Source organism: Ideonella sp. FW305-24, from assembly GCF_058788035.1.
Genome location: NZ_JBYTAI010000002.1, coordinates 441,924 through 465,815, shown reverse-complemented (window position 1 = coordinate 465,815; position 23,892 = coordinate 441,924). Strand labels below are relative to the sequence as shown.

18 protein-coding genes are annotated in these 23,892 nt (G+C 69.0%); 16 read left to right on the top strand and 2 right to left on the bottom strand.

The window, feature by feature from the left end; translation table 11 throughout:
• Nucleotides 1-286: 286 nt before the first annotated feature.
• From AC3WR5_RS07735 to AC3WR5_RS07695, 9 genes are all read left to right on the top strand, one after another.
• Nucleotides 287-1,735, top strand: a complete 1,449-nt coding sequence (locus AC3WR5_RS07735) for a mannose-1-phosphate guanylyltransferase/mannose-6-phosphate isomerase (protein WP_231010275.1) — start codon at nucleotides 287-289, stop codon at nucleotides 1,733-1,735.
• Between the two features lie 76 nt (nucleotides 1,736-1,811).
• Complete coding sequence (locus AC3WR5_RS07730) at nucleotides 1,812-2,702, top strand: hypothetical protein (RefSeq protein WP_141286257.1); 891 nt, start codon at nucleotides 1,812-1,814, stop codon at nucleotides 2,700-2,702.
• Nucleotides 2,692-3,921: a glycosyltransferase family 4 protein gene (locus AC3WR5_RS07725; protein ID WP_492483249.1), complete on the top strand. Its 1,230-nt coding sequence runs from the start codon at nucleotides 2,692-2,694 to the stop codon at nucleotides 3,919-3,921. Before AC3WR5_RS07730 ends, AC3WR5_RS07725 begins: the two co-directional genes overlap by 11 nt.
• Nucleotides 3,918-6,608 (top strand): glycosyltransferase, encoded by a 2,691-nt coding sequence (locus tag AC3WR5_RS07720; RefSeq protein ID WP_231010274.1) that lies wholly within the window; start codon nucleotides 3,918-3,920, stop codon nucleotides 6,606-6,608. The genes AC3WR5_RS07725 and AC3WR5_RS07720 overlap by 4 nt, the downstream gene beginning before the upstream one ends.
• A 136-nt stretch (nucleotides 6,609-6,744) precedes the next feature.
• Nucleotides 6,745-7,026, top strand: coding sequence for an HU family DNA-binding protein (locus AC3WR5_RS07715; protein WP_141291881.1), 282 nt, complete (start codon nucleotides 6,745-6,747; stop codon nucleotides 7,024-7,026).
• Between the two features lie 95 nt (nucleotides 7,027-7,121).
• Nucleotides 7,122-10,070 (top strand): glycosyltransferase family 61 protein, encoded by a 2,949-nt coding sequence (locus AC3WR5_RS07710; RefSeq protein ID WP_492483246.1) that lies wholly within the window; start codon nucleotides 7,122-7,124, stop codon nucleotides 10,068-10,070.
• A gap of 103 nt (nucleotides 10,071-10,173) precedes the next feature.
• Nucleotides 10,174-11,277 (top strand): DegT/DnrJ/EryC1/StrS family aminotransferase, encoded by a 1,104-nt coding sequence (locus AC3WR5_RS07705; RefSeq protein WP_492483244.1) that lies wholly within the window; start codon nucleotides 10,174-10,176, stop codon nucleotides 11,275-11,277.
• Nucleotides 11,278-11,386: 109 nt separating this feature from the next.
• Nucleotides 11,387-12,190 (top strand): methyltransferase domain-containing protein, encoded by an 804-nt coding sequence (locus AC3WR5_RS07700; protein WP_492483242.1) that lies wholly within the window; start codon nucleotides 11,387-11,389, stop codon nucleotides 12,188-12,190.
• Between the two features lie 9 nt (nucleotides 12,191-12,199).
• A complete protein-coding gene (locus tag AC3WR5_RS07695; RefSeq protein WP_492483240.1) occupies nucleotides 12,200-13,708 on the top strand; it encodes a radical SAM/SPASM domain-containing protein in 1,509 nt (502 codons plus the stop codon).
• On the opposite strand, the gene AC3WR5_RS07690 is transcribed toward AC3WR5_RS07695, so the two are convergent.
• Together AC3WR5_RS07690 and AC3WR5_RS07685 are read right to left on the bottom strand one after the other, a co-directional pair.
• A complete protein-coding gene (locus tag AC3WR5_RS07690) occupies nucleotides 13,686-14,087 on the bottom strand; it encodes a sugar 3,4-ketoisomerase (protein WP_231010704.1) in 402 nt (133 codons plus the stop codon). The two genes, AC3WR5_RS07695 and AC3WR5_RS07690, sit on opposite strands and share 23 nt — an antisense overlap.
• Before the next feature lie 13 nt (nucleotides 14,088-14,100).
• Nucleotides 14,101-15,114, bottom strand: coding sequence for a GNAT family N-acetyltransferase (locus AC3WR5_RS07685; RefSeq protein ID WP_492483238.1), 1,014 nt, complete (start codon nucleotides 15,112-15,114; stop codon nucleotides 14,101-14,103).
• Between the two features lie 100 nt (nucleotides 15,115-15,214).
• Between AC3WR5_RS07685 and rfbB the strand changes: the two genes are divergently transcribed.
• From rfbB to AC3WR5_RS07650, 7 genes are all read left to right on the top strand, one after another.
• The gene (gene rfbB / locus AC3WR5_RS07680) at nucleotides 15,215-16,279 is read left to right on the top strand and encodes a dTDP-glucose 4,6-dehydratase (protein ID WP_141290311.1); all 1,065 of its coding nucleotides are present in this window, start codon (nucleotides 15,215-15,217) and stop codon (nucleotides 16,277-16,279) included.
• Nucleotides 16,276-17,172, top strand: a complete 897-nt coding sequence (gene rfbD, locus AC3WR5_RS07675) for a dTDP-4-dehydrorhamnose reductase (protein WP_492483236.1) — start codon at nucleotides 16,276-16,278, stop codon at nucleotides 17,170-17,172. The genes rfbB and rfbD overlap by 4 nt, the downstream gene beginning before the upstream one ends.
• On the top strand, nucleotides 17,169-19,352 hold the full coding sequence (locus tag AC3WR5_RS07670; protein WP_492483234.1) for a glycosyltransferase family 61 protein: 2,184 nt from the start codon (nucleotides 17,169-17,171) through the stop codon (nucleotides 19,350-19,352). The genes rfbD and AC3WR5_RS07670 overlap by 4 nt, the downstream gene beginning before the upstream one ends.
• A 33-nt stretch (nucleotides 19,353-19,385) precedes the next feature.
• On the top strand, nucleotides 19,386-20,360 hold the full coding sequence (locus tag AC3WR5_RS07665; protein ID WP_492483232.1) for a hypothetical protein: 975 nt from the start codon (nucleotides 19,386-19,388) through the stop codon (nucleotides 20,358-20,360).
• Between the two features lie 3 nt (nucleotides 20,361-20,363).
• On the top strand, nucleotides 20,364-21,413 hold the full coding sequence (locus AC3WR5_RS07660) for a sulfotransferase family 2 domain-containing protein (RefSeq protein ID WP_492483230.1): 1,050 nt from the start codon (nucleotides 20,364-20,366) through the stop codon (nucleotides 21,411-21,413).
• 92 nt (nucleotides 21,414-21,505) lie between these two features.
• On the top strand, nucleotides 21,506-22,849 hold the full coding sequence (locus AC3WR5_RS07655; RefSeq protein ID WP_492483228.1) for a UDP-glucose dehydrogenase family protein: 1,344 nt from the start codon (nucleotides 21,506-21,508) through the stop codon (nucleotides 22,847-22,849).
• Nucleotides 22,846-23,856, top strand: a complete 1,011-nt coding sequence (locus AC3WR5_RS07650; protein WP_492483226.1) for an NAD-dependent epimerase — start codon at nucleotides 22,846-22,848, stop codon at nucleotides 23,854-23,856. The genes AC3WR5_RS07655 and AC3WR5_RS07650 overlap by 4 nt, the downstream gene beginning before the upstream one ends.
• The last annotated feature ends 36 nt before the right edge of the window (nucleotides 23,857-23,892 follow it).

The following is a 23,892-nucleotide window of genomic DNA, read 5'->3' as shown; positions in this document are numbered from 1 at the left end:
GACGGATGCTCGCGACCGCTGCCTGTCGCTGTCCCTTCTTGTGGGCTGGTGTCCACGAAGTTGCCCGGCCCAAGCGCGGCAGGGCAGGGGCTCGCTGCGGAGGCGAGGGGGCCTCATGGTATGGTCAAGTCTGCGCCATACTCGACAACATCGGCTGTTATTCAGCGTCCAAAGGGATGGCGCGCGGCTTTGATTTGTTCGATAGTTTTCTCCCGCCGACGTGCTGCCGGCCAGGTCGTGCGAGCTCATGCCGGCCGTGTACATAAATCCACAGCGAGTTTTTTTCATGTCATCTCCCATTCCTGTCCTGCCCGTGATCATGGCTGGCGGCAGCGGCACGCGGCTGTGGCCGCTGTCGCGAGCAGGCTTTCCCAAGCAGTTTCTGGTGCTCTCGGGAGACGACAGTCTTTTCCAGCAAGCGGCGCAGCGCCTGGCCGGCCTGGCAGCAGATGACATCGCCGTGGCGCCGCTGGTGGTGGTCGGCAACGCCGAGCACCGTTTCCTGACGCTGGAGCAATTGCGTGAGATCGGCCACGAGCCGACCGCCGTGCTGCTGGAACCGTCTGGCCGCAATACCGCACCCGCGTTGACGCTGGGTGCGCTGCAGGCACTGGAAGGGGGCGTCGACCCGGTTCTGGTTGTCACGCCGGCCGACCAGACCGTGGCCGATGGCGCCGCCTTCACCGTGGCACTGCAAGACGCGGTGCGCGCTGCGGCCGATGGCGCCATTGTTATCCTGGGCATCACGCCGGACCGGCCTGAAACCGGCTACGGCTACATCCGCGCCGAGGCGTGTGCCGATGGTCTGCACAAGGTGGCGCGCTTCGTCGAGAAGCCGGACGAGGAAACCGCCCGCCGCTACCTGGCCGAAGGCGACTACACCTGGAACAGCGGCATGTTCGTGTTGCGCGCCTCGACCTGGATGAAGGCGCTGGACAAGTTCCGCCCCGACATCGCCACGACCACCCGCGCCGCCTGGGCCGTGCGCCAGCACGACGCCTGTTTTGTGCGCCCCGGCAAGGCAGAGTTCGCCCACGTGCCGTCCGAATCGGTCGACTATGCGGTGATGGAGCAATGCCCGGGCAGCGAGTTCGACATCCGCATGGTCGCACTGGACGCCGGCTGGAACGACCTGGGTGCCTGGGACGCCGTCTGGCAGGCCGGTACCAAGGACGCGGCCGGCAACACCACCACCGGCGACGTGATGCTGGAAGATACCCGCAACACGCTGGTGCATGCCACCAGCCGACTGGTCAGCACCGTGGGCCTGTCCAACATCGTCGTTGTCGAGACGCCGGACGCCGTGCTGGTGGCCGACCGCTCGCGCAGCCAGGACGTCAAGCGCATCGTCAACAGGCTGACCGAAAAAGGCCGCGGCGAGCACACGCTGCACCGCAAGGTGCACCGGCCCTGGGGCTGGTACGACAGCATCGACAACGGCGGCCGTTTCCAGGTCAAGCGCATCATGGTGCACCCGGGCGCTTCGCTGAGCCTGCAGATGCACCACCACCGCGCCGAGCACTGGATCGTCGTGACCGGCACAGCAGAAGTTACCTGCGGTGACAAAAAAGTGTTGCTGACAGAGAATCAAAGCACCTACATCCCCTTGGGTGAGGTGCACCGGCTGGCCAACCCTGGCAAGGTCGATCTGGAAATCATCGAGGTCCAGTCCGGCAGCTATCTGGGCGAAGACGACATCGTGCGCTTCGAAGATACGTACGGCCGTACCAGCTGAGGCTGGCCCTTCGCCTGTGCCGACCTGCCGGGCCCGCCGGCCGGCAACGGCAACACGCTTGCACAGGATCCTGGCTTTGAAACCACAACGCTTGCCGGAACGCGTGAAGCGCTTCACCTTGAGTGAGCTGCTTCACGGCGACATCAACGGCTTCATCATCAATGCCTACCTGGCGATCCAGCACCAGTGGCCGGACGAGGGCGGCTTTCGCCACTACCACTACCTGCTGGTCACCCAGCCCGAGGCCCGCCCGCGGGTGCTGCGCGAACTGGCTTTGTCCACCAGTGCCAAGCGCATCGGCACCGAGCTGGAAGACGACCTGCCGCCGGACCTGCCTTACGACCCGGCCAACAACGACCTGAGCACCTACCTGCGCGTGACGCAGAAGCTGCAGTTGCTGCATGTCATCCACGACGCGCGCGACCTGCGCGAAGCGGTGTCGCGCATCACGCTGGAAGGCATTTCGGAGGCAGTCCAGCTGGTGGTCGAAACGGCCATGGCTTCGCTTGCGCAGATGGACTCCCGCATTGCCCAAGCCGAAGCCGACGTGGCTGCGCTGCGCCAGGTGGTGACCGGGGCGGCCATCGGGGAATCGCCCGAAGCGCGGGTGGCGCCGGCGGCGCTCGCGGGTGGCGATGATCCCGAGCGGGCCTGGCTGCGGCACGAGGTGCTCAGGCTGGGCCGGCGGCTGCACATGCTGGAGCAGCAGGGCGGCGTGGTGTCCCCGGCTGGCGCGCCTGACGCTGCTGCGCCTCAGGCCAGCGTGCCGCAGATCGGCCGGCTGGAAGGCGATCTCGCCGACCTGCGCAACGTCCTGATGCCGCTGCACCAGTTCACCACGGTGGACCTGAAGCGCCACCTGGCGGACTACGTCAACGCGCTGGTGCTGGCCCATGCCAACGCCACCACCTTCGATCCGCCTGGTTTCCCTGGCGCCAGCCCGCAGAAAGTGGACGATGTCCTCTAACCCCCCGACCACCGCGCAGACTGACACCCTGGTCATGTTCTCGCCGCTGCCGCCGCGCAAGTCCGGCATCGCGGCCTACACCGCCGAGCTGTTGCCTTCGTTGTGCCTGAAGCGCCGCGTGGTGCTGGTCAACGAGGAAGGCCTGACACCCGAAGTGCAGGCCGAGCTGCCGTATTGCGGCGACGCGCTGCGCGTGATCTCGCCAGCCGAATACGAAGCCGACAGCAGCCTGGCCGCGCTGCCGCACGTCTACCAGATCGGCAACAACCGCGATCACGTCTTCGCCTACGAAGCCTTCAAGAAGCGCCCCGGCGTGCTGGTCCAGCACGACTTCAACCTGCACTACCTGGTCGAGGACGCGACGCTGGCGCGCGGCGATGCCGTGGGCTATCGCGATGTGCTGCGCGAGGAATACGGCGAACCGGGCGCCGTGCTGGCCGACCTGCGCCGCATCGGCGTGTTCTCCGAGGCGCAGAAGCAGACACTGCCAGTCAACCGCCACCTGCTGCACCTGGCCACCGGTGTGATCGTGCACAACCACTGGGTTTATGACCGGCTGCCAAACGAGGTGAAGGCCCGCACGCTGGTCATCCCGCACCACTTCTCGCCGCTGGTGATCGAGGTCGAAGGCCTGGAGCGCGCCCAGGCCCGGGCTCAGCTCCAGCTGCCCGGGCAGGGCTTCATGGTGCTCTCGCTGGGCTTCATCACGCCGCCCAAGCAGATCCAGGCCACGCTGGCTGCGCTGGCCCGCCTGCGTGATCAGGGCCTGAACTTCTTTTTCGTCATTGCCGGAGAACGCAATGCCGGCTTCGACATCGACGCCGTCATCCGGCAGCACCGGCTCGAAGAGCGTGTCGTCGTCACCGGCTATGTGCCGGAATCGGCGTTTTTCCAGTACATCGTCGCTGCCGACTGCCTGGTCAACCTGCGCCACCCCACGGTCGGCGAAAGCTCCGGCACGCTGGCGCGTGCGTTGGCGCTGGGCTTGCCGGCGGTGGTCCACAACTTCGGCCCGTCCTCCGAATTTCCGGATGACGTGGTGCTGAAAGTGCCGCTGGAACTGGGCGAGCCGCGCCAACTGGCGGCCACGATGGAAATGCTGATGCACAGCGCCGAGCTGCGGGCCGCCCGAGGCCGGCGGGCCGAGCAGTACATGCGGCACCACTGCTCGGTGCAGCACTCGGCCGCGGCGTACCTGCACTTCATCGATCAGCTATGAATGAGCCGGGACCTGCCGACCTGAGCTCTGCTGCACCGCTGCCAGACGCTGCGAGTCCGGCTTCCGCCGCTGCGGGCAGCCCGCCGCCCTCGCTCGAAGCCCTGGCCACCGGCGAAGACCTGCGCCAGCTCTACCGTGCATTCCTCGGGCGCGATCCAGAAGCGCAGCTGATCAAGCGCGGCGGCACGCGGCCGCTGCGCGGGTTGGTGCGGGAAATGGCAGCCAGTGCCGAGGTCAACCAGCAGGTGCTGCATGCGCTGGTGCAACAACGCCCGCTGCCGCACCGCTTGTTGTCGACCGAGGCCCTGGCTGCGCTGGAGGCCTGGCTGGCGGACCGCCTGGGCCTGGAGCCCGCGGCGGACGCAGCGCCACGCAGCCTGCCGGCGCTGCTGCTGGCGCTCTACCAGTTGCCGCAGGTGGCGCCGCACATGCTGCTGGCCCATGGCGGGCTGCACACCCAGGCGCTGGAGGACCTCGCGCTGCTGGTCCAGGCTGGCCACCGGGACCTGACCGGCAAGATCGAGTTTGCCAACCGCGAGTTCATTGCCGGCTGGCTGATGGACCGCCACAGTGGCCAAGGCCAGCTGCCGCTGGAGATCCGCCTGGACGGCAAGCTCATTGCCGCCGGCAGTGCCCACAGCTACCGCGCCGACATCCACCAGCACCATGGCGGCGACGGCATGGTGGGCTTTCGCGTGCGCTGGCACCCGGGCAGCCACCCGGCCGGCCGGCCGCTGGAGCTGCGCCTGCACGAAGCCAGCACCGGCGTGCCGGTCGGTCTGCCCTACAAGTTCAAGAACAGCTTTGTCGACCAGCTCAGCGTGGGCGAACTGCTGGCCAAGGAACTCGAAGAGATCAAGCGCCGGCTCGACACGCTGGCCGGCATGGTGCCGCAAGCGCTGAGCTACAGCGCCTTCCCGCTGGAACACTACGACCTCTACCGCCGCACCCACCGCGTGCCGCCGCCGCCCTGGCGCGTGGCTGCCGAGCAGCCCGGTGGGCGCAAGCCCGGCTGGCGCACTGCCTTCACCGTGCTGCTGGACGCCAGTGCCAACGACCCGATCGCCGTGCGCCAGAGCGTGGACGCGCTGCGCAACCAGGGCTGGCCGAACTGGCAGGCCTGGATCCTGGGCGGTGACAGCCTGATCGACCAGGTCGTGGCCCTGCTTGGTGCCGCCGACCGCCGGCTGCAGCGCGTGCCGGACGGTGAAGCCTTGCGTGGCCTGCTGCATCGCCGCGCCGCCGAACCCGACCATTGGGCGGTCCTGCTGGAAGCGGGCGAACTGCTGAACAGCCAGGCCTTGCCATGGCTGGTGCAGACGGTGCAGCGCAGCGACGCGCTGGCGCTGTACTGGGACGAGGACCAGCTCGAATACCTGGGCGGCCGCCTGCCGCGGCGCGTGCCTCGGCATGTCAACCCCATCCTGCGCGCGCCATTCGACCCGGATGCGATGCTGGAGCTCAATGTCGTGGGCACCAGCTTCGCGGTGCGCGTCGACGCGCTGGAAGCCGCGCTGGGCGCGGTCGCCAAGGCGCCGGGCGGCGATGTGGCCGAACCCGAGGCCGGCCTGGCGCTGGCCGAACGCGAGCGCCTGGTCTGGGCCATCGCCTTGACCGGACCGATGGTGCACATTGCGCAGCCGCTGCTCAGTCGCCCGCTGGCCGGCCGGGCCGAAGACAGCAGCCCGGACCTGACGCGCCTGATCGCCCGTGCCACACCGCAGGCGCTCGCACCGCTGCTGCCGCCTGGCTGGCGCGAGCGCAACTGGACCCGCTTGCCCGACCCGCTGCTGGCGGCCCAGCGCCCGGGCGCCAAGCCGCTGGTGCACTGGCAGGCCACGCAGCCGCAGGCGGTGATCAGCGTGCTGATCCCGACCCGCGACTACGGCGAGCTGGTGCGCGACTGCGTCGACAGCCTGCGCAGCTTCGCGCGTCACCCGGACGCGCTAGAGATCCTGATCGCCGACAACGGCAGCACCGACCCGGACACGCTGGCCTACCTGGCCCAGGCCGAAGCGGCTGGCGAGTTGCGCGTGTTGCGCATTGACGAGCCGTTCAACTGGAGCCGGCTGAACAACCAGATGGCCGCCGCCGCGCGCGGCCCGCTGCTGCTGTTCCTGAACAACGACACCCGCATGCTCACCCGGCACTGGGACGACCTGCTGCGCGGCTACCTGTCGCGGCCCGAGGTGCGCGCGGTCGGTGCCCGGCTGCTGTACGAGGACATGACGCTGCAGCACGCCGGCGTGGTCTTCGGCACCGAGGATTTTGTCGCCCACGAACACATGGGCGCCGCGGTGGACGCACCCGACAACCTGCTCAACACCCAGCTCACGCGCCGCGTCCAGGCCGTCACCGGCGCATTCATCGGCTGTACCCGAGAAACCTTTGAGGCCGTGGGCGGTTTCGACGAAACCCAGCTGACCGTGACCTTCAACGACGTGCAGTGGTGCCTGCGGGCGCAGGATGCCTCGGCGGCAGCCTGCATCCTGTACGCGCCGGCCATCAGCCTGATCCACCTTGAATCCAAGAGCCGCGGCTTCGACTTCGAGGACCTGGACAAGCAGCGCCGCGCCAACTACGAACGCGACGCGCTGGAAGCCCGCTGGCGGCCACAGATGACGGCCGCCATCCGGCTGCACCCGGCGCTGAGTCGCTGGACCTCGGCCGGCACGGCCCTGCGTTAGCGGCCGAGTTGCCACAACATGGGATTGGCTTTGCCCGTTTCGATGGGATGATGCGAACCCGAATTCGATCGCGCCCGGCCACTGCGTGGCACCAGCAGGGCGCTTGTCTTGCCCTACCCACTGACGGAGTACCCTCATGAAAATCGCTGAACTCGCTGCCCAGATCAAGGAAAAGAACCCCGCCGCCGTTGGCAAGCTGGCCGACAAGGCGCTGGAGCGCCTGCTGCGCATTGCGCTGGTTCAGGTCCGCAGCGCGGTCGCCGAGGCCGAAGACAACGTGCAGATCGAAGGCCTGGGCCGCTTTGCCGTGCGCAATGTCGACAAGGTCGTCAAGGGCGAGAAGGTGCCGACCCGCCGCGTGATCTATGTGGCGCCCAAGCCCAAGGCGGCTGCTGAAGCCGAACCCGCGGCTGAATAAGCTGCGCTCGCCCGGCGCCTGTCGCGCCGGTGCCGAGCATCCTCCGGCCGGTCGCCTCGTGCAGGCCGCGGAGGATTCTGGAGAGCCCGCGCCGCATGTCACTGGCCGATCCTGCCGAACCTGGCCTGCCGCTGACGGACCCGGCCTGGCTGCCCGAGGCGCTGCCACCCGCGCTGAAGGCGGCCCTGCGGCAGTCCGGCGCCATCGCGCCCAAGGACTTCCCGGGCGGCCTGGAGCTGCTGCAGCGCCTGCAGGTGCCCAAGCCCGCGCCGCCGGTCTGGATGCGCCTGGCGCATGCGCTCAACGGCGGACCGCTGCGCGGCAAGCCGCACCCCGAAGCCCACTGGTGCCAGGCCTTCCTCGAAGTGCTGGCGCTGGCCTGGGTGGGCCTGAGCGAGGACCAACGCCGCGCGCACGGCCTGTACCCACAGGCGCTGCGCTGCGCCGGGGAACTGCAGCACACAGAATGGCTGGACCAGCAGGTCACGCTGCATGCGCAGGCCTGGCGTGCGGGCGAGCAGCCCGCCGCGGCGCTGGTGCTGCTGCGCATGCTCAAGCGGCTGCAGCGCCTGCAGGCTTGCCAGGCCCTGGTCGAACACCTGGGCACCTGGCTGGCCAGCGTGCCGGCTGGGCAGGTGGACCCGCCCATGGCCGACTGGCCTGCAGAGCTGGCCGGCGGCATCGCTGCCGTGGCGCGCGGTGCCGAATCGCTGGACACGCTGCACTGGGCCCAGGCCTGGCTGCCGCGCCTGCTGCCGAAACTGCTGGCGCGTCTGGCCGAGACGCCCCCTCCCGCTGCCGCAGACCCTGACGCGCCGCCCCCGCACTGGCTGCTGCACCGCGACCTGGCCGTGATCGCCCTGTGCACGCTGGACCTGCCGGTGCTGCGCCAGCTCAGCGAGTTGCTCTGCCGGCGCCCGCAGCTGCCCACGATCTGCGTGCCGATGCTGGTCGACATGCTGGGCCGGCTGGCCCAGTTCGACGCCGCGCAGGACGCCGAAGCGCTGCTGGCGCTGGCCGCGTCAAGGCTGCCACGCCACCCGGTGCTGGCGCTGGAGCGGGCCAAGCGTGCGCTGCTGGACGGCCTGGACGAGCTGGCGCTGTCGCCCTTCTTCGAGCCCATGGACCCCGGCCTGCCCGGCTACCACGCGGCCTGCAGCTGGTTCGCCTCTCAGCTGGCCCAGGCCGGCGCCGAAGCGCTGGCGATGGACTGGTACCGCCGCATCGAGGCGGTTGCGCCACTCAGCAGCCTGGACCAGTTGCGCCTGGCCCAATTGCAGGCGAGGCATGACCCGAACACCCAGGCCGCGCCCGAGTCGCCGCTGTTCGACGAAGGCGTGACGCCGGTGCTGCAGCAAGCGCTGGCCGGCCTGGTCGCGCTGCTGGGCGAAGACCCGTTCCACAACCCCGCGCTCAGCCGAGAGGCCTGGGCCAGCCGCTGCGCCGCCAGCCTGCCGGCCTTTGCGCAGGTGCTGGCCGCGTTGCCGCCGCAGCCGGTCGGCGATGTGCTGGTGGCCGTGCGCCAGCTGCGCCTGCTGGAGCGGGCCCACGCCAGTGCCGCGATGTGGCAGCAGAGCTTCCCGTTCGAATTCGAGCCGGCGTACGGCCGGGTCGACCCCTTGCGCTACCTGGCGCTGCAAGAGGCCTTGTGTGGCCACCTGGTGGCATTGGCCGACCATGTGCTGCGCGGGCCGGCGCCGCTGCACGGCGGCGGCGGGCGCTTGCGACAGCTGATCGAGCTGTTGCGTTTCCGCTGCGAAGGCGCGCTGTCGCAAGACCGGCCGGCCGACGCGCTGGCCAGCGTGAACCGGCTGGCCGAGCGCATTGGCACGATGGCCGAGGCCTACCTGCAGGCCTTGCGCGAACGCTGCGCACTGGCCGAGGGCGACCTGGCCACGGCAGCCGAACTGAGGGCCGGTCTGCGCTGGGGCCGCGAAGCCGAGCTGCAAAGGCTGAGGCCATGGCCCGCATGGCTGGCGGCCGAAGGCGCGGCCGAGCAGCGCGTGCTGGAAGCGCCCGCGGTGCCCGGCCACTTCGAATCGGTGCGGGCCGATGGCGTGGTGCAACGCTTCCCGCACGCCACCGTGGCCACCCGGCTGTCGCTGGTGGCCCTGCGCGAGCTGCGGGTGCGCAATTCGTACCTGCTGATCGCCCGCGAGGGCGGCATGCTGCTGCCCGAGCCCTGGCACCTGTCGATGGGCGACTACCCCTACGAGCACCTGCAGGTGCTCAACCGTGGCCGCCTGGCCTGTTCGCTGCAGCCCTCGGGCGAGACCCGCCGCATCACCGAGCCGGTGCTGGTGCTGGCCAACCTGGACGCCACCTACCACCGTAACTACTACCACTGGATGGTGCTGATCCTGTCGCGCGTGCGCTGGCTGCAGGCTGAAGGCTGGCTGGACCGGCGCCCACTGCTGATGCCGCGCGAGCTCTCGGGCTGGATGCGCAGCTCGCTGCAGGACATCGGCGTGCGCCCGGAGCAACTGGTCGAATACGCCGACGGCGAGACCCTGCAACTGGCCGATGCGCTGCTGCTCTCGCCGCTGGAGTACGCCTGCCGCCCGCTGATGGACGACCTGTGCCGCCACCTGTGGCGCGCAGCCGGGCTGGACCCTGACCAGCCGCCAGCGCCGCAGCGCCTGCTTTACATTTCGCGCCTGAGCGCGCACCGTCGGCCGCTGGTCCACGAAGAAACCATCATGGCGCAGGCCAAGGCGCTGGGCTTCGAGCTGCTGGCGCCGGAAACGCTGAGCCTGCTGGAGCAGGTGCGCTTGTTTGCCAACGCACGTGGCATCGCCGGCCCGCCCGGTGCGGCCTACACCAACCTCAGCTGGTGCCAGCCCGGCACCCGCGTGCTGTCCATCTTCAAGGAAGAAGTCAACTTGCCGACCTTTGTCGACATCTCGGTCCAGCGCGGCCAGCAACACCGCTGGCTGCTCGGCCACAACCTGCCTGGCTTTGATCGCACCCGCGTCGTCGCGGCGCCGTTCAGCGTGTCGCTGGAACTCACGCAGCGCGAGCTGGCCTGGGTGGCCGGCGCATGAGCACCGCTGTGGACGCGTGGCGGGCCGAGCGCCGGGCCGCCCCAAGCCGGTCCGCGCTCCCCTCGGGGGGCCGGCCGACGTACCCGTCGGACGAGGGGCTGACATGATCCCTTTTCTCGACCTGCGTGCGATCTACCAGCAGGACGCCGAAGCCTACGACGCCGCCTATCGCCGCGTGATGGACAGTGGCCGATGGATCCTCGGCCCGGAGCTGGCCGCGTTTGAGGCCGAGTTCGCCGCCTTTTGCGGTGCCGAGCACGCGGTGGGCGTGGGCAACGGGCTGGACGCGCTGACGCTGTCGCTGCAGGTCGCCGGCATTGGTGCGGGCGACGAAGTGCTGGTGCCGGCGCACACCTTCATCGCCACCTGGCTGGCGGTGCAGCAAAGCGGCGCCACGCCGGTTCCGGTCGAGCCGGCTGGCGGCAGCTTCAATGTCGACGCAGAAGGCCTGGCCGCTGCGATCACGCCGCGCACCCGCGCGGTGATGCCGGTGCACCTCTACGGCGAGCCGGCAGACCCGGCGGCCATCGCGGCCTTGTGTGCCCAGCGCAGCCTGCTGCTGATCGAGGACGCCGCGCAGGCCCACGGTGCGCTGCACGACGGCCGCCCGGCCGGCAGCTTCGGCGCCTTGGCCGGCTTCAGCTTCTACCCCGGCAAGAACCTCGGTGCCTTCGGCGACGCAGGTGCCGTCGTGACCCGCGACCCGGCACTTGCCCAGGCGCTGCGCGAACGGCGCAACTACGGCAGCCTGGCGCGCTACCAGCACGCATCGGTTGGCGTGAACAGCCGGCTCGATGAACTGCAGGCCGCCTGGCTGCGCATCCGGCTGCAGAAGCTGCCGGCGCACAACCAGCGCCGTCGGGAGATTGCCGCGTTCTACCAGCAGCGCCTGGCCGATCTGCCGGGCATTGAGACGCCGCAGGTTGCCGCCGGCAACGAACCGGTCTGGCACCTCTACGTGCTGCGCTGCGCCCGGCGCGACGCGCTGCAGGCCGCCCTGGCGGCCGAAGGCATCGAAACCTTGATCCACTACCCGAAACCCGTGTACCGGTTCCCGCCGTTTGCAGCGATGGCGCCAGCCACGCGAAGCCTCAGCGACCAGATTTGCGACGAGGTGCTGAGCCTGCCGATCGGCCCGCACCTCAGCGACGGCCAGGTCGAGCAGGTGATCGAAGCGGTGCGCCGTGTGGCGGAGGCGCTGCGATGAACGGTTGGAAGATGACAGGCCTTACGCGGGCCGAGCGCCGGGCCGCTCCCAAGCCGGCCCGCATCCCCTTGAGGGATCGGCCGGCGTATTCGCGGGGCGAGGGGCAGGCATGACCCAACCGCTTGGCAAACCGCTGGACGCCGACGAATACGCCAGCCGCCACGACGCTCAGATGGACGCCTCGGCGGCCGACTTCGAGTCGGTCTGCCTGCTGGCGCGCCAGCAATGCAACCGCCGCTGGCTGGACAGGCTGCAGCCGCGCCAGGTGCTGGAAGTCGGCTGCGGCCCGCTGCTGCTGGCGCCGGACTGGCTGGCCACGCAGCCGGCCGACAGCCGCTGGGTGGTGGTTGAGCCCGCCGCGCGCTGGGCCGAGGTGGCGCGCGCCGCCGCGGCGCGCGACGACCGCATCAGCGTGGTGCAGGACTACATCGAAAACGCCGCGCCCGCACTGCAGACGCTGGCCGCGCTGCGCGGCGGCACACCGGAAGTCGACCTGGTGCTGGTGTCCGGCGTGATCCACGAAACTGCCGAGCCCGAGGCCTTGCTGCACGCCGCGCTGGCGCTGCTGAGGCCGGGCGGCCACCTGCTGGTCAGCGTGCCGAATGCCGGTTCGTTCCACCGTTTGCTGGCGGTGCAGATCGGGCTGATCCCGGCGGCCAACTCGCTGGGCGAGCGCAACCGCCTGCTGGGCCAGCCCATGGTCTATGGCGCGGCCGAGCTTCGCGCGCTGGTGCTGGGGCTGGGCCTGGAGGAAGCCGGCTTCGAAGGCTATCTGTTCAAGCCCTTCACGCATGCGCAGATGGCGCCGCTGATGCCGCAGCTGGGCCAGGCCGGGCTGCAAGGCCTGATCGAGCTGGGCCGCCAGTTCCCGGACCAGGCAGCCGAGATCTGCCTGGTGGCACGCAAGCGCTGAGCACGTCCCATGGATGCAGCCGCCGCAGCACCCCTGCCGGAAGCGCCCCAGCGCAAGCACCAGGCCGAGGCCGTGGACCCGCTGTTTGCCGCGGCCTTCCAGCAGGCCGTGGCCGGCAACATCGCGGCCGGCCGGGCAGGGCATCTGCGGCTGCATCCGGAAATCTTCTGGCTGCCGGTCAGCGAAAACTGCAACCTGCGCTGCATTGGCTGCGATGACGTCATCACCGGTTTCCGCAAGGAATACCTGGCGCCGGCCGATGTGCGGCGGCTGCTCAGCGCCAGCGCCGGCCAGGCCAGCTTCAGCGAGATCGACCTGACCAGCGGCGAGCCGCTGCTGCACCCGCAACTGAGCGAGGTGATCGACATCTGCCACGAGCTGCATCCCAAGGCCGTTGTCTCGGTGGTGTCCAACGGCACGATTCCCGTGCGTGGCAAGTACCGCGAAGCTTATGCGCGGCTGGACAGCATCGGCCTGTCGATCGATGGTGCCACCGCCGAGGTCTTCGAGGCGGTGCGCGTGGGCGCCTCGTTCGAACGCTTTGTGCAGACAGTCAAGGACGTGGTTGCGCTGCGTGACCAGACCGGCCGGCCAGCCGAGATTCAGCTCTGCTTCACTGCCTGCGCGATGAATCTGCACCAGCTTCCAGAGGTCGTGCGCCTGGGCAAGTCCTGGGGCGTGAACTCCGTCTACGCGCAGCCGATGGAGATGAACATCGCGCCGATCCGCGACGCCATCGGCCACCTGCACCTGGACCACATGGACCCGGCCGAGCGCACCCGCTGGGTGGACGAGGCGGTGGCGCTGGGGCGCGAGCTGGGGCTGGAGGTGGCGGCGTCCGACGGGCTGTATCCGCGCCCGAAAGACGAGGAAAAATCGACCGAACCGCAGGCCGGCCCTTCGCTGGCCTTCGAGGAGAAAGTCGCCAAGCTCGGCGTGGGCGTGCGGCGCCGCTCGCCGGATGGCGAGCTGACGCTGCCGCATGTGCGCCAGTGCCAGTATCCGTGGACCCAGGCGCCCGGCATCCGCAAGATGGGGGCCGCCTGGCACACGACGCTGTGCTGCTACATGAGCGAGGCGGCCAACACCGAGCTGGCCGCGCGCTACGACCTGCACGACATGGATCAGCAGTCCATGCTGGACCTGTACAACGGCGCTGGCTACTGGCAGTTCCGGGAAGACCTGGCCGCCGGTCTGACGCACGAGGCCTGCGGCGACTGCGCCGCGGCGCTGACGCACGGGCCCTCGCTGCTGCAGCACCTGGCCTGGCGCATTGATGCGCTCTGCGTCGAACATGGCTTGAGCTTTCCAGGTGGGGACGCGCTGCGCGAACAGCTGATGCAGCCGCAGGCCACGGTGCACCAGGCGCGCAAGCTGGTGAATCATTTGCACCAGGCCTGGTGGCAACCGCATCCGCAGCCGCGGCCCGTGTGGTTGCAGGAGCTGATGGCGGCGGCGCGCGAACTGGGCCCGCCGAAAGAGACGGCTCCGGCCGCTAGCGGTTCACCCAGCGCATGAAGTCCGCGTGCTCGCGGATGTAGTCGGCCTCGTCGAACAAGGCCGAGGCCAGCACGAGCAGGCCGGCGCCAGGCGTGAAGTGGTGCAGCTCGCGCCAGATGCCGGGCGTCATCAGCAGGCCTTCGCCGGGGTGGGTCAGGCGCACGGTGCGCTGGTGCGTGCCGTCGTCCATCGAGACGTCGAAGGCCCCCGTGACGGCCACGTAGAGCTGGTGCAACTGCAGGTGGGCGTGGCCGGCGCGCGAGGCGCCCGGCGGCACGCCATAGGTCCAATAGGCGCGCAGGATGGGGAAGTCGAAGTCGACGCCGGTTTCGGCAAACGAGATGGAGCCCCGCTCGTCGTGGATGGTGCGGATTTGCACCAGGCGGCAGTCGTCCACATGGGCCAAAGCATCAGTCTCCGTTGTGTGTTTCGGGGGGCGCAGGGCAGGTTAGCAGGTAGTGCTCGTGCACCACCGCAGTGGCGCCGAAGCTTTCCTTGTAGAAAGCCAGGCCTTCGTTCAGCATCCGTCCGCCATCTTCGTTCGAATGGCCGAAGTCGAACCACTTGCCGCGTGCCTGGGCGTGCACGATGGCACGTTCCACCAGCTGATCCAGCGCCGCGCAGCGGCGGGATTGCGCATCGGCCGCCATGTACTGCATGTGGCAGACCGTGGCGGTCTCGAACATCACCAGCCCGGCGCAGACCACGCCTGACCAGCGCGCCAGCTGCAGGCTGATCTCCACAGGGAAACGGCTGGCCAGCAGCCGCAGCTCGGCCTCGCTGTGCGTGGGCCGGCTGGCATGACGGGCCTGCAGCTCGGCCTGCAACACTGCCCAGAATTCGGCCCAGCCGGCGCCTTCGCCGCCGCGCGTTTCCTCGAAGCCCAGCTCGGGCCGCTGCCGCATCGCTTGCGTGATCTGCCGGCGCTGGGCCTTGGGCCAGTGCGCGGCGGTCGGGCCAATCGCGCTCATCACGTCGCAGCGCACCCGCTCGGCGCCACAGCGGAACAGCGCGTAGCGGTCGGCCTCGCTGGGCTGGCGCTGGTAGATGTGCGGCAGGGTCTTGTAGAGCAGGGACGAAATGCCTTGCGAGGGCAGCCAGCGCTGCAGCGCCTGCATCAGCGCCAGCACCTTGGCGGCACCCAGCGGCCGCGCCAGCAGCCAGCCGCCGTAGCTCAGGCCCCCGTGGCTGACGAGCCGTTCGCCCACGCGGTGCGCCGGCAGCAGTGCCAGCAGCGTCTCGCCCTGCCAGGCCAGCAGCGAGTGCTCGTCGAAACGCTCGGCGTGGTAGTCCATGTAGCCGCGGTCGAACAGGAAGCTCTGTGTCGGGCTGGCGGCCACGGTGGCGTTCCAGCGCGCGGCGTCGGCCGCGGTGTAGCGCTGGAAACGAATGGCAGGCGGTGTGAGGTCTTGCGGGGCAGGCACGGTGGCATTGTCGCGTCGGCCACCGGTTTCTGGCGACAATCGCGGTCTGACGCGGGGCAGCGCCGGCTGGGCGCACTCGCAGCATGCAACGGGAGATTCCATGATTCTTGTGACCGGCGGCGCCGGCTTCATCGGCAGCAATTTCGTCCTCACCTGGCTGGCACAAAGCCAGGAGCCAGTGCTCAACCTGGACGCGCTGACCTACGCCGGCAACCTGGCCAACCTGGCCTCGCTGCAAGGCGATGCGCGCCACACCTTTGTGCAGGGCGACATCTGCGACCGTGCCTTGATGGACCAGCTGCTGGCCTCGCACCGCCCGCGGGCCATCGTGCATTTCGCCGCGGAGAGCCATGTGGACCGCTCCATCCACGGCCCCGGCGCGTTCATGAAGACCAATGTTGACGGCACCTTCACGCTGCTGGAAGCCGCGCGTGCCCACTGGAGCAGCCTGCAGGGCGACGAGAAGGCGGCTTTCCGTTTCCACCACGTCAGCACCGACGAGGTCTACGGTTCCCTCAAGCCCAGCGACCCGCCGTTTGCCGAGACGAACGCCTACGAGCCCAACAGCCCGTACTCGGCCAGCAAGGCCGCCAGCGACCACCTGGTGCGCGCCTGGCACCACACCTACGGCCTGCCGGTGGTCACGACCAACTGCTCGAACAACTACGGCCCCTATCACTTCCCCGAGAAGCTGATCCCGCTGATGATCGTCAACGCACTGGCCGGCAAGCCGCTGCCGGTCTATGGCGACGGCCAGCAGATCCGCGACTGGCTGTACGTCGAAGACCACTGCTCGGGCATCCGCGCGGTGCTGGCCGGCGGCAGGCTGGGTGAGACCTACAACATTGGCGGATGGAACGAGAAGGCCAACCTCGACATCGTGAAGACCGTCTGCGCGCTGCTCGACGAGCTGCGTCCCGACCCGGCCGGCCCCTACAGCCGCCTGATCACCTACGTCACCGACCGCCCCGGCCACGACCGCCGCTACGCCATCGACGCCCGCAAGATCGAACGTGAACTCGGCTGGCGACCGGCCGAAACCTTCGACACCGGCATTCGCAAGACGGTGCAGTGGTACCTGGATCACCCCGAATGGGTGGCGCAGGTGCAAAGTGGCAGCTACCGCGACTGGCTGGCGACCAACTACACCGGACGCAGCGAATGAACCGCATCTTGCTGCTGGGGCCGAACGGCCAGGTTGGCTGGGAGCTGCAACGCGCTTTGGCGCCATTGGGCGAACTGCACCTGCGCGACCGCCATCAAGGCGGCGACCTTGCAGATGCCGATGCCTTGGCTGCCACGGTGCGTGAACTCAGGCCCGACGTGATCGTCAATGCCGCCGCACACACTGCCGTCGACAAGGCCGAGAGCGAACCCGCGCTGGCCAGTCGGCTGAATGCCCAGGCGCCGGCGCAGCTGGCCGAGCTGGCGCTAGCGCTGGGCGCCACACTGGTCCACTACAGCACCGATTACGTCTTCGACGGCAGCGGCGACCAGCCGCGGGACGAAACCGCGGCCACCGGCCCGCTCAGCGTCTACGGCGCCACCAAGCTGGCCGGCGAACAGGCCATCCAGGCCAGCGGCTGCCGCCACCTGATCTTCCGCACCAGCTGGGTCTACGCCGCCCGCGGCGGCAACTTCGCCAAGACCATGCTGCGCCTGGCTGCCGAGCGCGATCAGCTGAAGGTGGTGGCTGATCAGGTTGGCGCGCCAACCGGTGCCGAATTGATCGCCGACGTCACCGCGCACGCCTTGCGCACCCTGAGCGCGCAGCCGCAGCTCGCCGGTCTCTATCACCTGGCGGCTGCAGGCGAAACCAGCTGGCACGGGTACGCCAGCCATGTGATTGCGCTGGCAAGGCAGCAGGGCCAGGCGTTGCGGGTGGAATCGATCCTGCCGCTGCCAACGGCGGAGTACCCCTTGCCAGCCGTGCGGCCGCTGAACTCGCGGCTGGACACCGCCCGCCTGCGCCGGGTTTTCGGGCTGCGGCTGCCTGCCTGGCAGCAGGGCGTGGAGCGGATGCTGCGCGAGGTCTTGTCGACCGTGGGGGTCGCATGAGCGACCTGACCAGCCCGCTGCTGACCATGCAGCGCTATTGCGACATCCTGATCTCGCCCGTCGCGCAACTCCTGGCCAGCCCGGGGGGCGGGCGCGAGCACTGCGCCGGGCCGGTGTATCCCGATTTCGAGCAGCAGGGCGCAGCGCGCCACTGCCGCGGCAATGGACCGATTGACCACTGCCCCCCGGTCCCGCCGCCCGCCCAGCCCATTCCGGTGCTGGACGAGACCTTGCTGTGGGGAGGTTGCCTGGTCGCGCATTTCGGTCATTTCACGGCCGAGTTCATCCACCGCCTGTTGCCGTCGGTGCAAGCCTGCCCGGACTTGCGCATCCTCTATGTGACTTCGCCTGGCGAGGCGTCCAAACCATGGCCGGCGTTCATTCAGGCGATCTTCGAGTACCTGGGCGTCGCAGACAGGATTCTGGTGCTGGACCGCTACACGCGCGTCAAGACCTTGCTGGTGATGCCGCAGCAGGAATGCCTGGGTGGGCGGCATGCGCCAAGTGCCGAGTACCTGGCGCAGCTGCGTGCACGGCAGGCCTTGCTGCCTGCGGTGCCGGCCCAGCAGGAAGGCGGCGTGTTGTTCGTCAGCCGCGGACGGGTGGGTAAAGGCTTGCTGGCCGAGTGGGCGCTGGACGAGTTTTTCGAGTCGCTGGGGGCCAAGATCTTCCACCCCGAGCTTCACTCGCTGGAGGCCCAGCTGGCGGCTTACCTGTCGCATGCCAGCCTGGTGTTTTCTGAAGGCAGCGCCTTGCACGGGCTGCAGTTGCTCGGTTCGGTGCCGGCCGATGTCGCGGTGCTGGTGCGGCGCCCCGGCAGGTTCGGCGAGGTGTTCCTGACCCCCCGCGTACGCTCGCTGCGCTACGTGTCGGTCAACGGGCCGGCGGTCTATTGCGAGAGCATGGACGGGCATGAGGCGCGATGGGATGGCCTGGTCTTCATCGAGACGAGCCAGCTTCATGCCCTGGCCCAGTCCTTGTTCCCGACACTGCCAGAGGCCCGGATCGAAGAGGCGCTGGGGGTGCTGCAGCAGGCTTTGCACGCTGCGGAGCAACCCGCGGTGCGCCAGATCCTGAGCGAGAAGCGCCACAACCGGTTCTGGGCAAATTCGGCTCGCCTGCAGCGGAGCCTGGCCAAGCTGCAGCGTTTTCCGCTGGGCGTGCGGATGTCATTTTCCGCGGCGTTGGCAGGCGTCAGCCTGCAGGACCAGGGCGATGGCTGTGAGTCGCAATGCATCGATGTGCGGGCCATGCGCAGCAGCACCGCGCCAACTGCCTGGCTAGCGTTGTTGGCGCAGGTGGCGGCCGGGGACTTGGATCTCGGGTACTGGCGGGCACAGCGTCCGCTGGCGACCCTGGAGTGGATCCGCAGCGATCTGGAAACCGGCATCGTGCTGTGCTTGCTCCACGGGCCGGGCCAGGCCCGGCTCGACCTGAGCTTCATCGCGCTGAACCTGCTGCGTGAGCCCGCTCGCTGGCAAGCGTATCAAGCCATGCTGCGGCGGCTGGTGCTGTTATGGGTTGCGTGTCCCGGGCGCGTGCGTGTCGATCACCAACTGAGCCTGGACGAGGCCCTGGCCGAGGCCCTGCGCAGCAGTGCGCTGCCGACCTGGCAGCGGGTGCTGGTGGCGCTGTTCTATCTGCTGCCGGGTCTGGATGCGCGCAGTGGCGAAGCCGAGGATTGGGCGGGCGCGATGGAGCGCCTGGCCGGCTTGCCCGACCGGCAGGCCGCTGAGCTGGCACCGGAGGCGGCTGCTGCGGGCTTGCAGGCCCTGGAGCACCTGAGCTGGGCGGAACCGCGGCCTGCGAGCCTGTCCCGGGCCTGGGCGCTGCATGCCGGCTCGCCGCGGGAGCCGGCCGCCCATGCGGCCATCTCTCGCATCCACCAGCGGCAGGGCCAGCCGCTGGCCGCGTTGAGCCTTGCGTTGGCGGGCTGGCTGGACGGGGACGGCACTGCCGGAAGCGCGCATCTGGCGGCTTGCCTGGGTGATGCCGGGCACCTCGCGGCGGCGCATCAATTCTGGCGACTGGCCTGCCGGCAGCATCCCGACAGGCCTCAATATGCGCATGCCATGTACGCCATCAGCCAGCGCTTGCTGGCCAGCCGCATGGCCGCTGCGGCCGTCGCGCAGCCAGTCGTGCCGCAAACCGAGCATCGAGATGACACTGATGGCGCATGATTTGCCGGACCACATGCTGGCCGAGATCCTGGCATGAGCAAAATGGTGCCGACGCCCTGGTTGTTCGTGCACGTGCCGAAGACGGCCGGCACCAGTCTGACCCAGGCGGCGCTGCAGGCCTTTGGTGAAGACGGTTGCGAGTTCGACTATGGCGTCGGCAACCCGCACACCACCGCGCGTGTGGCCGAGCTGTCGCACCAGGCCAATGACCTGTTCCGTCTGCGCGAGCGGCTGCAGCAGGACCAGGTGGCGATGCTGGCCGGCCATGTGCCGCTGCCGCGGTATGCGCCGATGTTCCCGGCCACACGCATCGTCAGCTTCCTGCGCGAGCCGCTGGCGCAGCTGCTGTCGCACCATGCGCACATCAACCGCGAGCAGACGCCGCGGTCCTTCGAGGAATTCATGCGCCGGCCGCAAGGTGCGGGCCTGCAGGCTCGCATGTTGACCAACGTGCCGCTGGAGGCGCTGGGCGTGATCGGCATCACCGAGCGCTACGACGACAGCCTGCGAGTGCTCAACGCCAGCCTGGGGTTGGACCTGCAGCCGCAGCAGCTGAACCAGAACCCGCAGCGCGAAAGCGTCACGCAGCCGCTCTACGAACTCCCGCCTGGCCAGGCTGCGCAGGTGGACGCGCTGTTGCGCGACGAGCGCCAGCTCTACGCACGCGCCAACCGCCTGCTGGACAGCCGGCTCGCGATGCTGGATGCCGGCCAGCCCTTTGCCAACGGCGCTGTCAGCGAATGCTCGGCGCAGCAGGTTTCCGGCTTCGCGTTCTGGGCCGAACAACCGCGGCCGGTGGCGCTTGAGCTGCAGCGCAACGGCCAGCCCGTGGTGAACCTGCTCGCCACGCAGCACCAGGCCCGGCTGCGCATGCTGAATGCGCCGCGAGAGGGCTGTGTCGGCTTCGAGCACCGGTTCTCCAAGCCGCTGCAGCCGGGTGACAGCGTGCGCGTTGCAGTGGCCGAAACCGGTCAGCTGCTGGGCGAATGGCGCATGCCGGAGGTCTGAATCATGACGCTGGAAGACCTGCTGGCCCGCATCCAGGCCAGCGAACCCGAGGCCTTGGCCGGGCTGCCAGCGGGCGCGGCGCAGCGGCTGGTGCGTGCCGCCCTGCGTGAGTTGCGGGAAGGCTTGCTTGCTCAGTCCGACGCGGTTGATGAGCCGGTGCAGGTGCCGGTGCTGGGTCGCTTCCGGCGCGTGGCGCCGCCGGGGCAAGGCTGGCGCTTCATCCCGCAGGCCGGAGGCCAGGCTGTGCGCTCCCTGGCTGCCGCAGACGCCGTGCCGCTGTCGCCCGGCCAGCGGGCCTGGCGCCAGGCCTGCAACAGCAGTGAGCCGGCGCTGATCCATCCCGAGCACCGTTTTGTGTTGCTGTTCTCGCCGAAGTCAGCCTGCTCCAGCGCGGTGATCTGGTTCCTGCACACGCTGGGCCTGGCCGAGCAGGCGCGTGCCTACCATGAATGGCCGCACCAGTACCGCATCCACGAACTCATGCAGAGCGACGCCCAGCGTGCGACGCGGCGCCTCCCACCCGAGCAACTGACGGTGCTGCGCGTGGTGCGCGACCCGCTGGAGCGCGCCGTTTCCAGCTTCCGCCATGCGCTGGGCACTGGCTATGCCCGAGCCCAGATCCACGCCCGATTGGGGCGCGACATCGCGGTGCAAGGCCTGTCGTTCCAGCAGTTCATTGACTTCCTGGTGCTGGAAGACTTGGATCGCTGTGATGGCCACCATCGACGCCAGTGCCATGCGCTGGAGCGGATGCGTGCGCCCGATGTGCTGATCAACGTCAGTCAGCAGGATCTTTACACCGAGTTGAATGCCTTCGAGCGCCGCCAGGGCATGCCGGTGACCGACTTTGCCGCGCTGCGCTGGCTGCATGAACTGCAGAGCACGCGCGTGCCGAACCGGGTCGATGACGGGCAGCCGGCCGACCGTGTGGAGCTGACCGCTGCGCATGCCAAGTTCGGCCCCTGGCCGCGTCAATTGCTGACGCCGCTGGCCCGCGAGCGCTTGAGCGCGCTGTACGCAGACGACATTGCCCGCTACGCAGTGCCTCACTGATGCCCGCATTGCCCCTGCCGGTGCCGTCGCCAGTGCAGTGGCCCGAAAACGCTGCGCGACAATTCCGTCCCTGAGCCCCCAAGGAGAAATCAATGAAAGTAACCGTCGTTGGCACTGGCTATGTGGGCCTGGTGACCGGGGCCTGCCTGGCCGACATGGGCAACCACGTGATGTGCCTGGATGTGGATGCCCGCAAGATCGAGATCCTGAACGGCGGCGGCATCCCGATCCATGAGCCGGGCCTGGACGAAGTCGTGCGCCGCAATGCCGCCGCCGGCCGTCTGCAGTTCACGACCGACATCCCCGCCGCGGTGGCACACGGCACGATCCAGTTCATTGCCGTGGGCACGCCGCCGGACGAAGACGGCTCGGCCGACCTGCAGTACGTGCTGACGGCCGCGCGCAACATCGGGCGCCTCGCGACCGACTACAAGCTGGTGGTCGACAAGAGCACGGTGCCGGTGGGCACGGCCGACAAGGTCAAGGCCGCCATTGCCGACGAACTCGCCAAGCGCGGCCTGGACCTGGCGTTTTCGGTCGCCTCCAACCCAGAGTTCCTGAAGGAAGGCGCAGCGGTCGAGGACTTCATGCGGCCGGACCGCATCGTCGTCGGTGCCGAGGACGAGCGCGCGGTCAACCTGATGCGTGCGCTGTATGCGCCGTTCCAGCGCACGCGCGACAAGCTGGTGGTGATGGACCTGCGCTCGGCCGAACTGACCAAGTACGCCGCCAACGCGATGCTGGCCACCCGCATCTCGTTCATGAACGAGCTGGCGCTGCTGGCCGAGAAGATGGGCGCCGACATCGAGCTGGTGCGGCAAGGCATTGGCTCGGATCCGCGCATCGGCTACCACTTCCTCTATGCCGGTGCAGGCTACGGCGGCTCGTGTTTCCCCAAGGACGTGAAGGCCCTGATCCGCACCGCCGCCGACCAGGGCCAGGGCCTGAAGGTGCTGCAGGCAGTGGAAGACGCGAACGACGCGCAGAAGCGGGTACTGGTCGACAAGGTCGTGGCCCGTTTTGGCGCCGACCTGAAGGGCAAGCGCTTTGCCATCTGGGGCCTGGCCTTCAAGCCGCAGACCGACGACATGCGCGAGGCGACCAGCCGCGTGGTGATCGCCGAGCTGCTGGCGCGCGGCGCCACGGTCAGCGTCTACGACCCGGTGGCGATGGATGAGGCCAGGCGCATCTTCGGCGACGAGCCCCGCATTGCCTATGCCAGCGGGCCGATGCAGGCCGCCGCCGGCGCCGAGGCGCTGCTCATCGTCACCGAGTGGAAGGAGTTTCGCAGCCCGGACTTCGAAGGCCTGAAGGCCGCGCTGAAGACGCCGGTGATTTTCGACGGCCGCAACCTCTACGAGCCGGCGCTGGTGCGCGAGTTCGGGCTGGATTACGAGGCCATCGGCCGGCCCGCCGCCGTCAAGCCGGCAGCATGAAAGTCCTGGTGACCGGTGCGGCCGGTTTCATCGGCATGCACGTCGCGCAGGCGCTGCTGGCGCGTGGCGACGAGGTGGTCGGCATCGACAACCTGAACGACTACTACGCGGTGCAGCTGAAGCACGACCGGCTGGCACAGCTCACGCCGCTGCCCGGCTTCCGCTTCCAGCAGCTGGACATTGCCGACCGCGACGGGCTGATGGCGCTGTTCGTCGGCGAGCGTTTCGATCGCGTGGTGCACCTGGCCGCGCAGGCGGGGGTGCGCTACTCCATCACGCATCCGCAGGCCTACGGCGAGGCCAACCTGGTCGGCTTCCTGAACATGCTGGAGGCCTGCCGCCAGCACCCTGTCGCGCACCTGGTCTACGCCAGCAGCTCCAGCGTCTACGGTGGCAACCAGAAGACGCCGTTTTCGGAGGCCGACGCGGTGGACCATCCTGTCAGCCTCTACGCGGCGACCAAGAAGGCCAACGAGCTGATGGCCCACGCCTACAGCCACCTCTACGGCCTGCCGACGACGGGGCTGCGCTTCTTCACCGTCTACGGGCCCTGGGGCCGGCCGGACATGGCCTACTTCAGCTTCACCAAGGCCATCCTCGAAGGCCGGCCGATCCAGGTCTTCAACCAGGGCCAGCTGCGGCGCGACTTCACCTACATCGACGACATCGTGCGCGGCGTGGTGGCGGTGCTGGACCGCCCGGCCGAGCCCGACCCCGCGTTCGATGCGATGGCGCCGCACCCGGGCCGCAGCAAGGCGCCGTACCGCGTGTTCAACATCGGCAACCAGGACCCGGTGCCGCTGGGCGAGTTCATCGCCACCATCGAGGCCGCGCTGGGCCGAGCGGCGAACAAGGTCTACCTGCCGATGCAGCCGGGCGACGTGCTGGCCACGCATGCGGATGTGACGTCCTTGACCGAATGGACTGGCGAGCGTCCCGCGACTCCGCTGGCCGAGGGCATTGCCCGGTTCGTGGCCTGGTTTCGCCGCTACCATCGACTGGATTGAAAAGCCACGCCTCTTGCGCCGGCCCCCTCTGTTCCT

Coding starts and splice junctions, on each gene's coding strand:
- AC3WR5_RS07735 (WP_231010275.1), top strand. CDS start 287: ATGTCATCTCCCATTCCTGTCCTGCCCGTGATCATGGCTGGCGGCAGC.
- AC3WR5_RS07725 (WP_492483249.1), top strand. CDS start 2,692: ATGTCCTCTAACCCCCCGACCACCGCGCAGACTGACACCCTGGTCATG.
- AC3WR5_RS07720 (WP_231010274.1), top strand. CDS start 3,918: ATGAATGAGCCGGGACCTGCCGACCTGAGCTCTGCTGCACCGCTGCCA.
- AC3WR5_RS07715 (WP_141291881.1), top strand. CDS start 6,745: ATGAAAATCGCTGAACTCGCTGCCCAGATCAAGGAAAAGAACCCCGCC.
- AC3WR5_RS07710 (WP_492483246.1), top strand. CDS start 7,122: ATGTCACTGGCCGATCCTGCCGAACCTGGCCTGCCGCTGACGGACCCG.
- AC3WR5_RS07705 (WP_492483244.1), top strand. CDS start 10,174: ATGATCCCTTTTCTCGACCTGCGTGCGATCTACCAGCAGGACGCCGAA.
- AC3WR5_RS07700 (WP_492483242.1), top strand. CDS start 11,387: ATGACCCAACCGCTTGGCAAACCGCTGGACGCCGACGAATACGCCAGC.
- AC3WR5_RS07695 (WP_492483240.1), top strand. CDS start 12,200: ATGGATGCAGCCGCCGCAGCACCCCTGCCGGAAGCGCCCCAGCGCAAG.
- rfbB (WP_141290311.1), top strand. CDS start 15,215: ATGATTCTTGTGACCGGCGGCGCCGGCTTCATCGGCAGCAATTTCGTC.
- rfbD (WP_492483236.1), top strand. CDS start 16,276: ATGAACCGCATCTTGCTGCTGGGGCCGAACGGCCAGGTTGGCTGGGAG.
- AC3WR5_RS07670 (WP_492483234.1), top strand. CDS start 17,169: ATGAGCGACCTGACCAGCCCGCTGCTGACCATGCAGCGCTATTGCGAC.
- AC3WR5_RS07665 (WP_492483232.1), top strand. CDS start 19,386: ATGAGCAAAATGGTGCCGACGCCCTGGTTGTTCGTGCACGTGCCGAAG.
- AC3WR5_RS07660 (WP_492483230.1), top strand. CDS start 20,364: ATGACGCTGGAAGACCTGCTGGCCCGCATCCAGGCCAGCGAACCCGAG.
- AC3WR5_RS07655 (WP_492483228.1), top strand. CDS start 21,506: ATGAAAGTAACCGTCGTTGGCACTGGCTATGTGGGCCTGGTGACCGGG.
- AC3WR5_RS07650 (WP_492483226.1), top strand. CDS start 22,846: ATGAAAGTCCTGGTGACCGGTGCGGCCGGTTTCATCGGCATGCACGTC.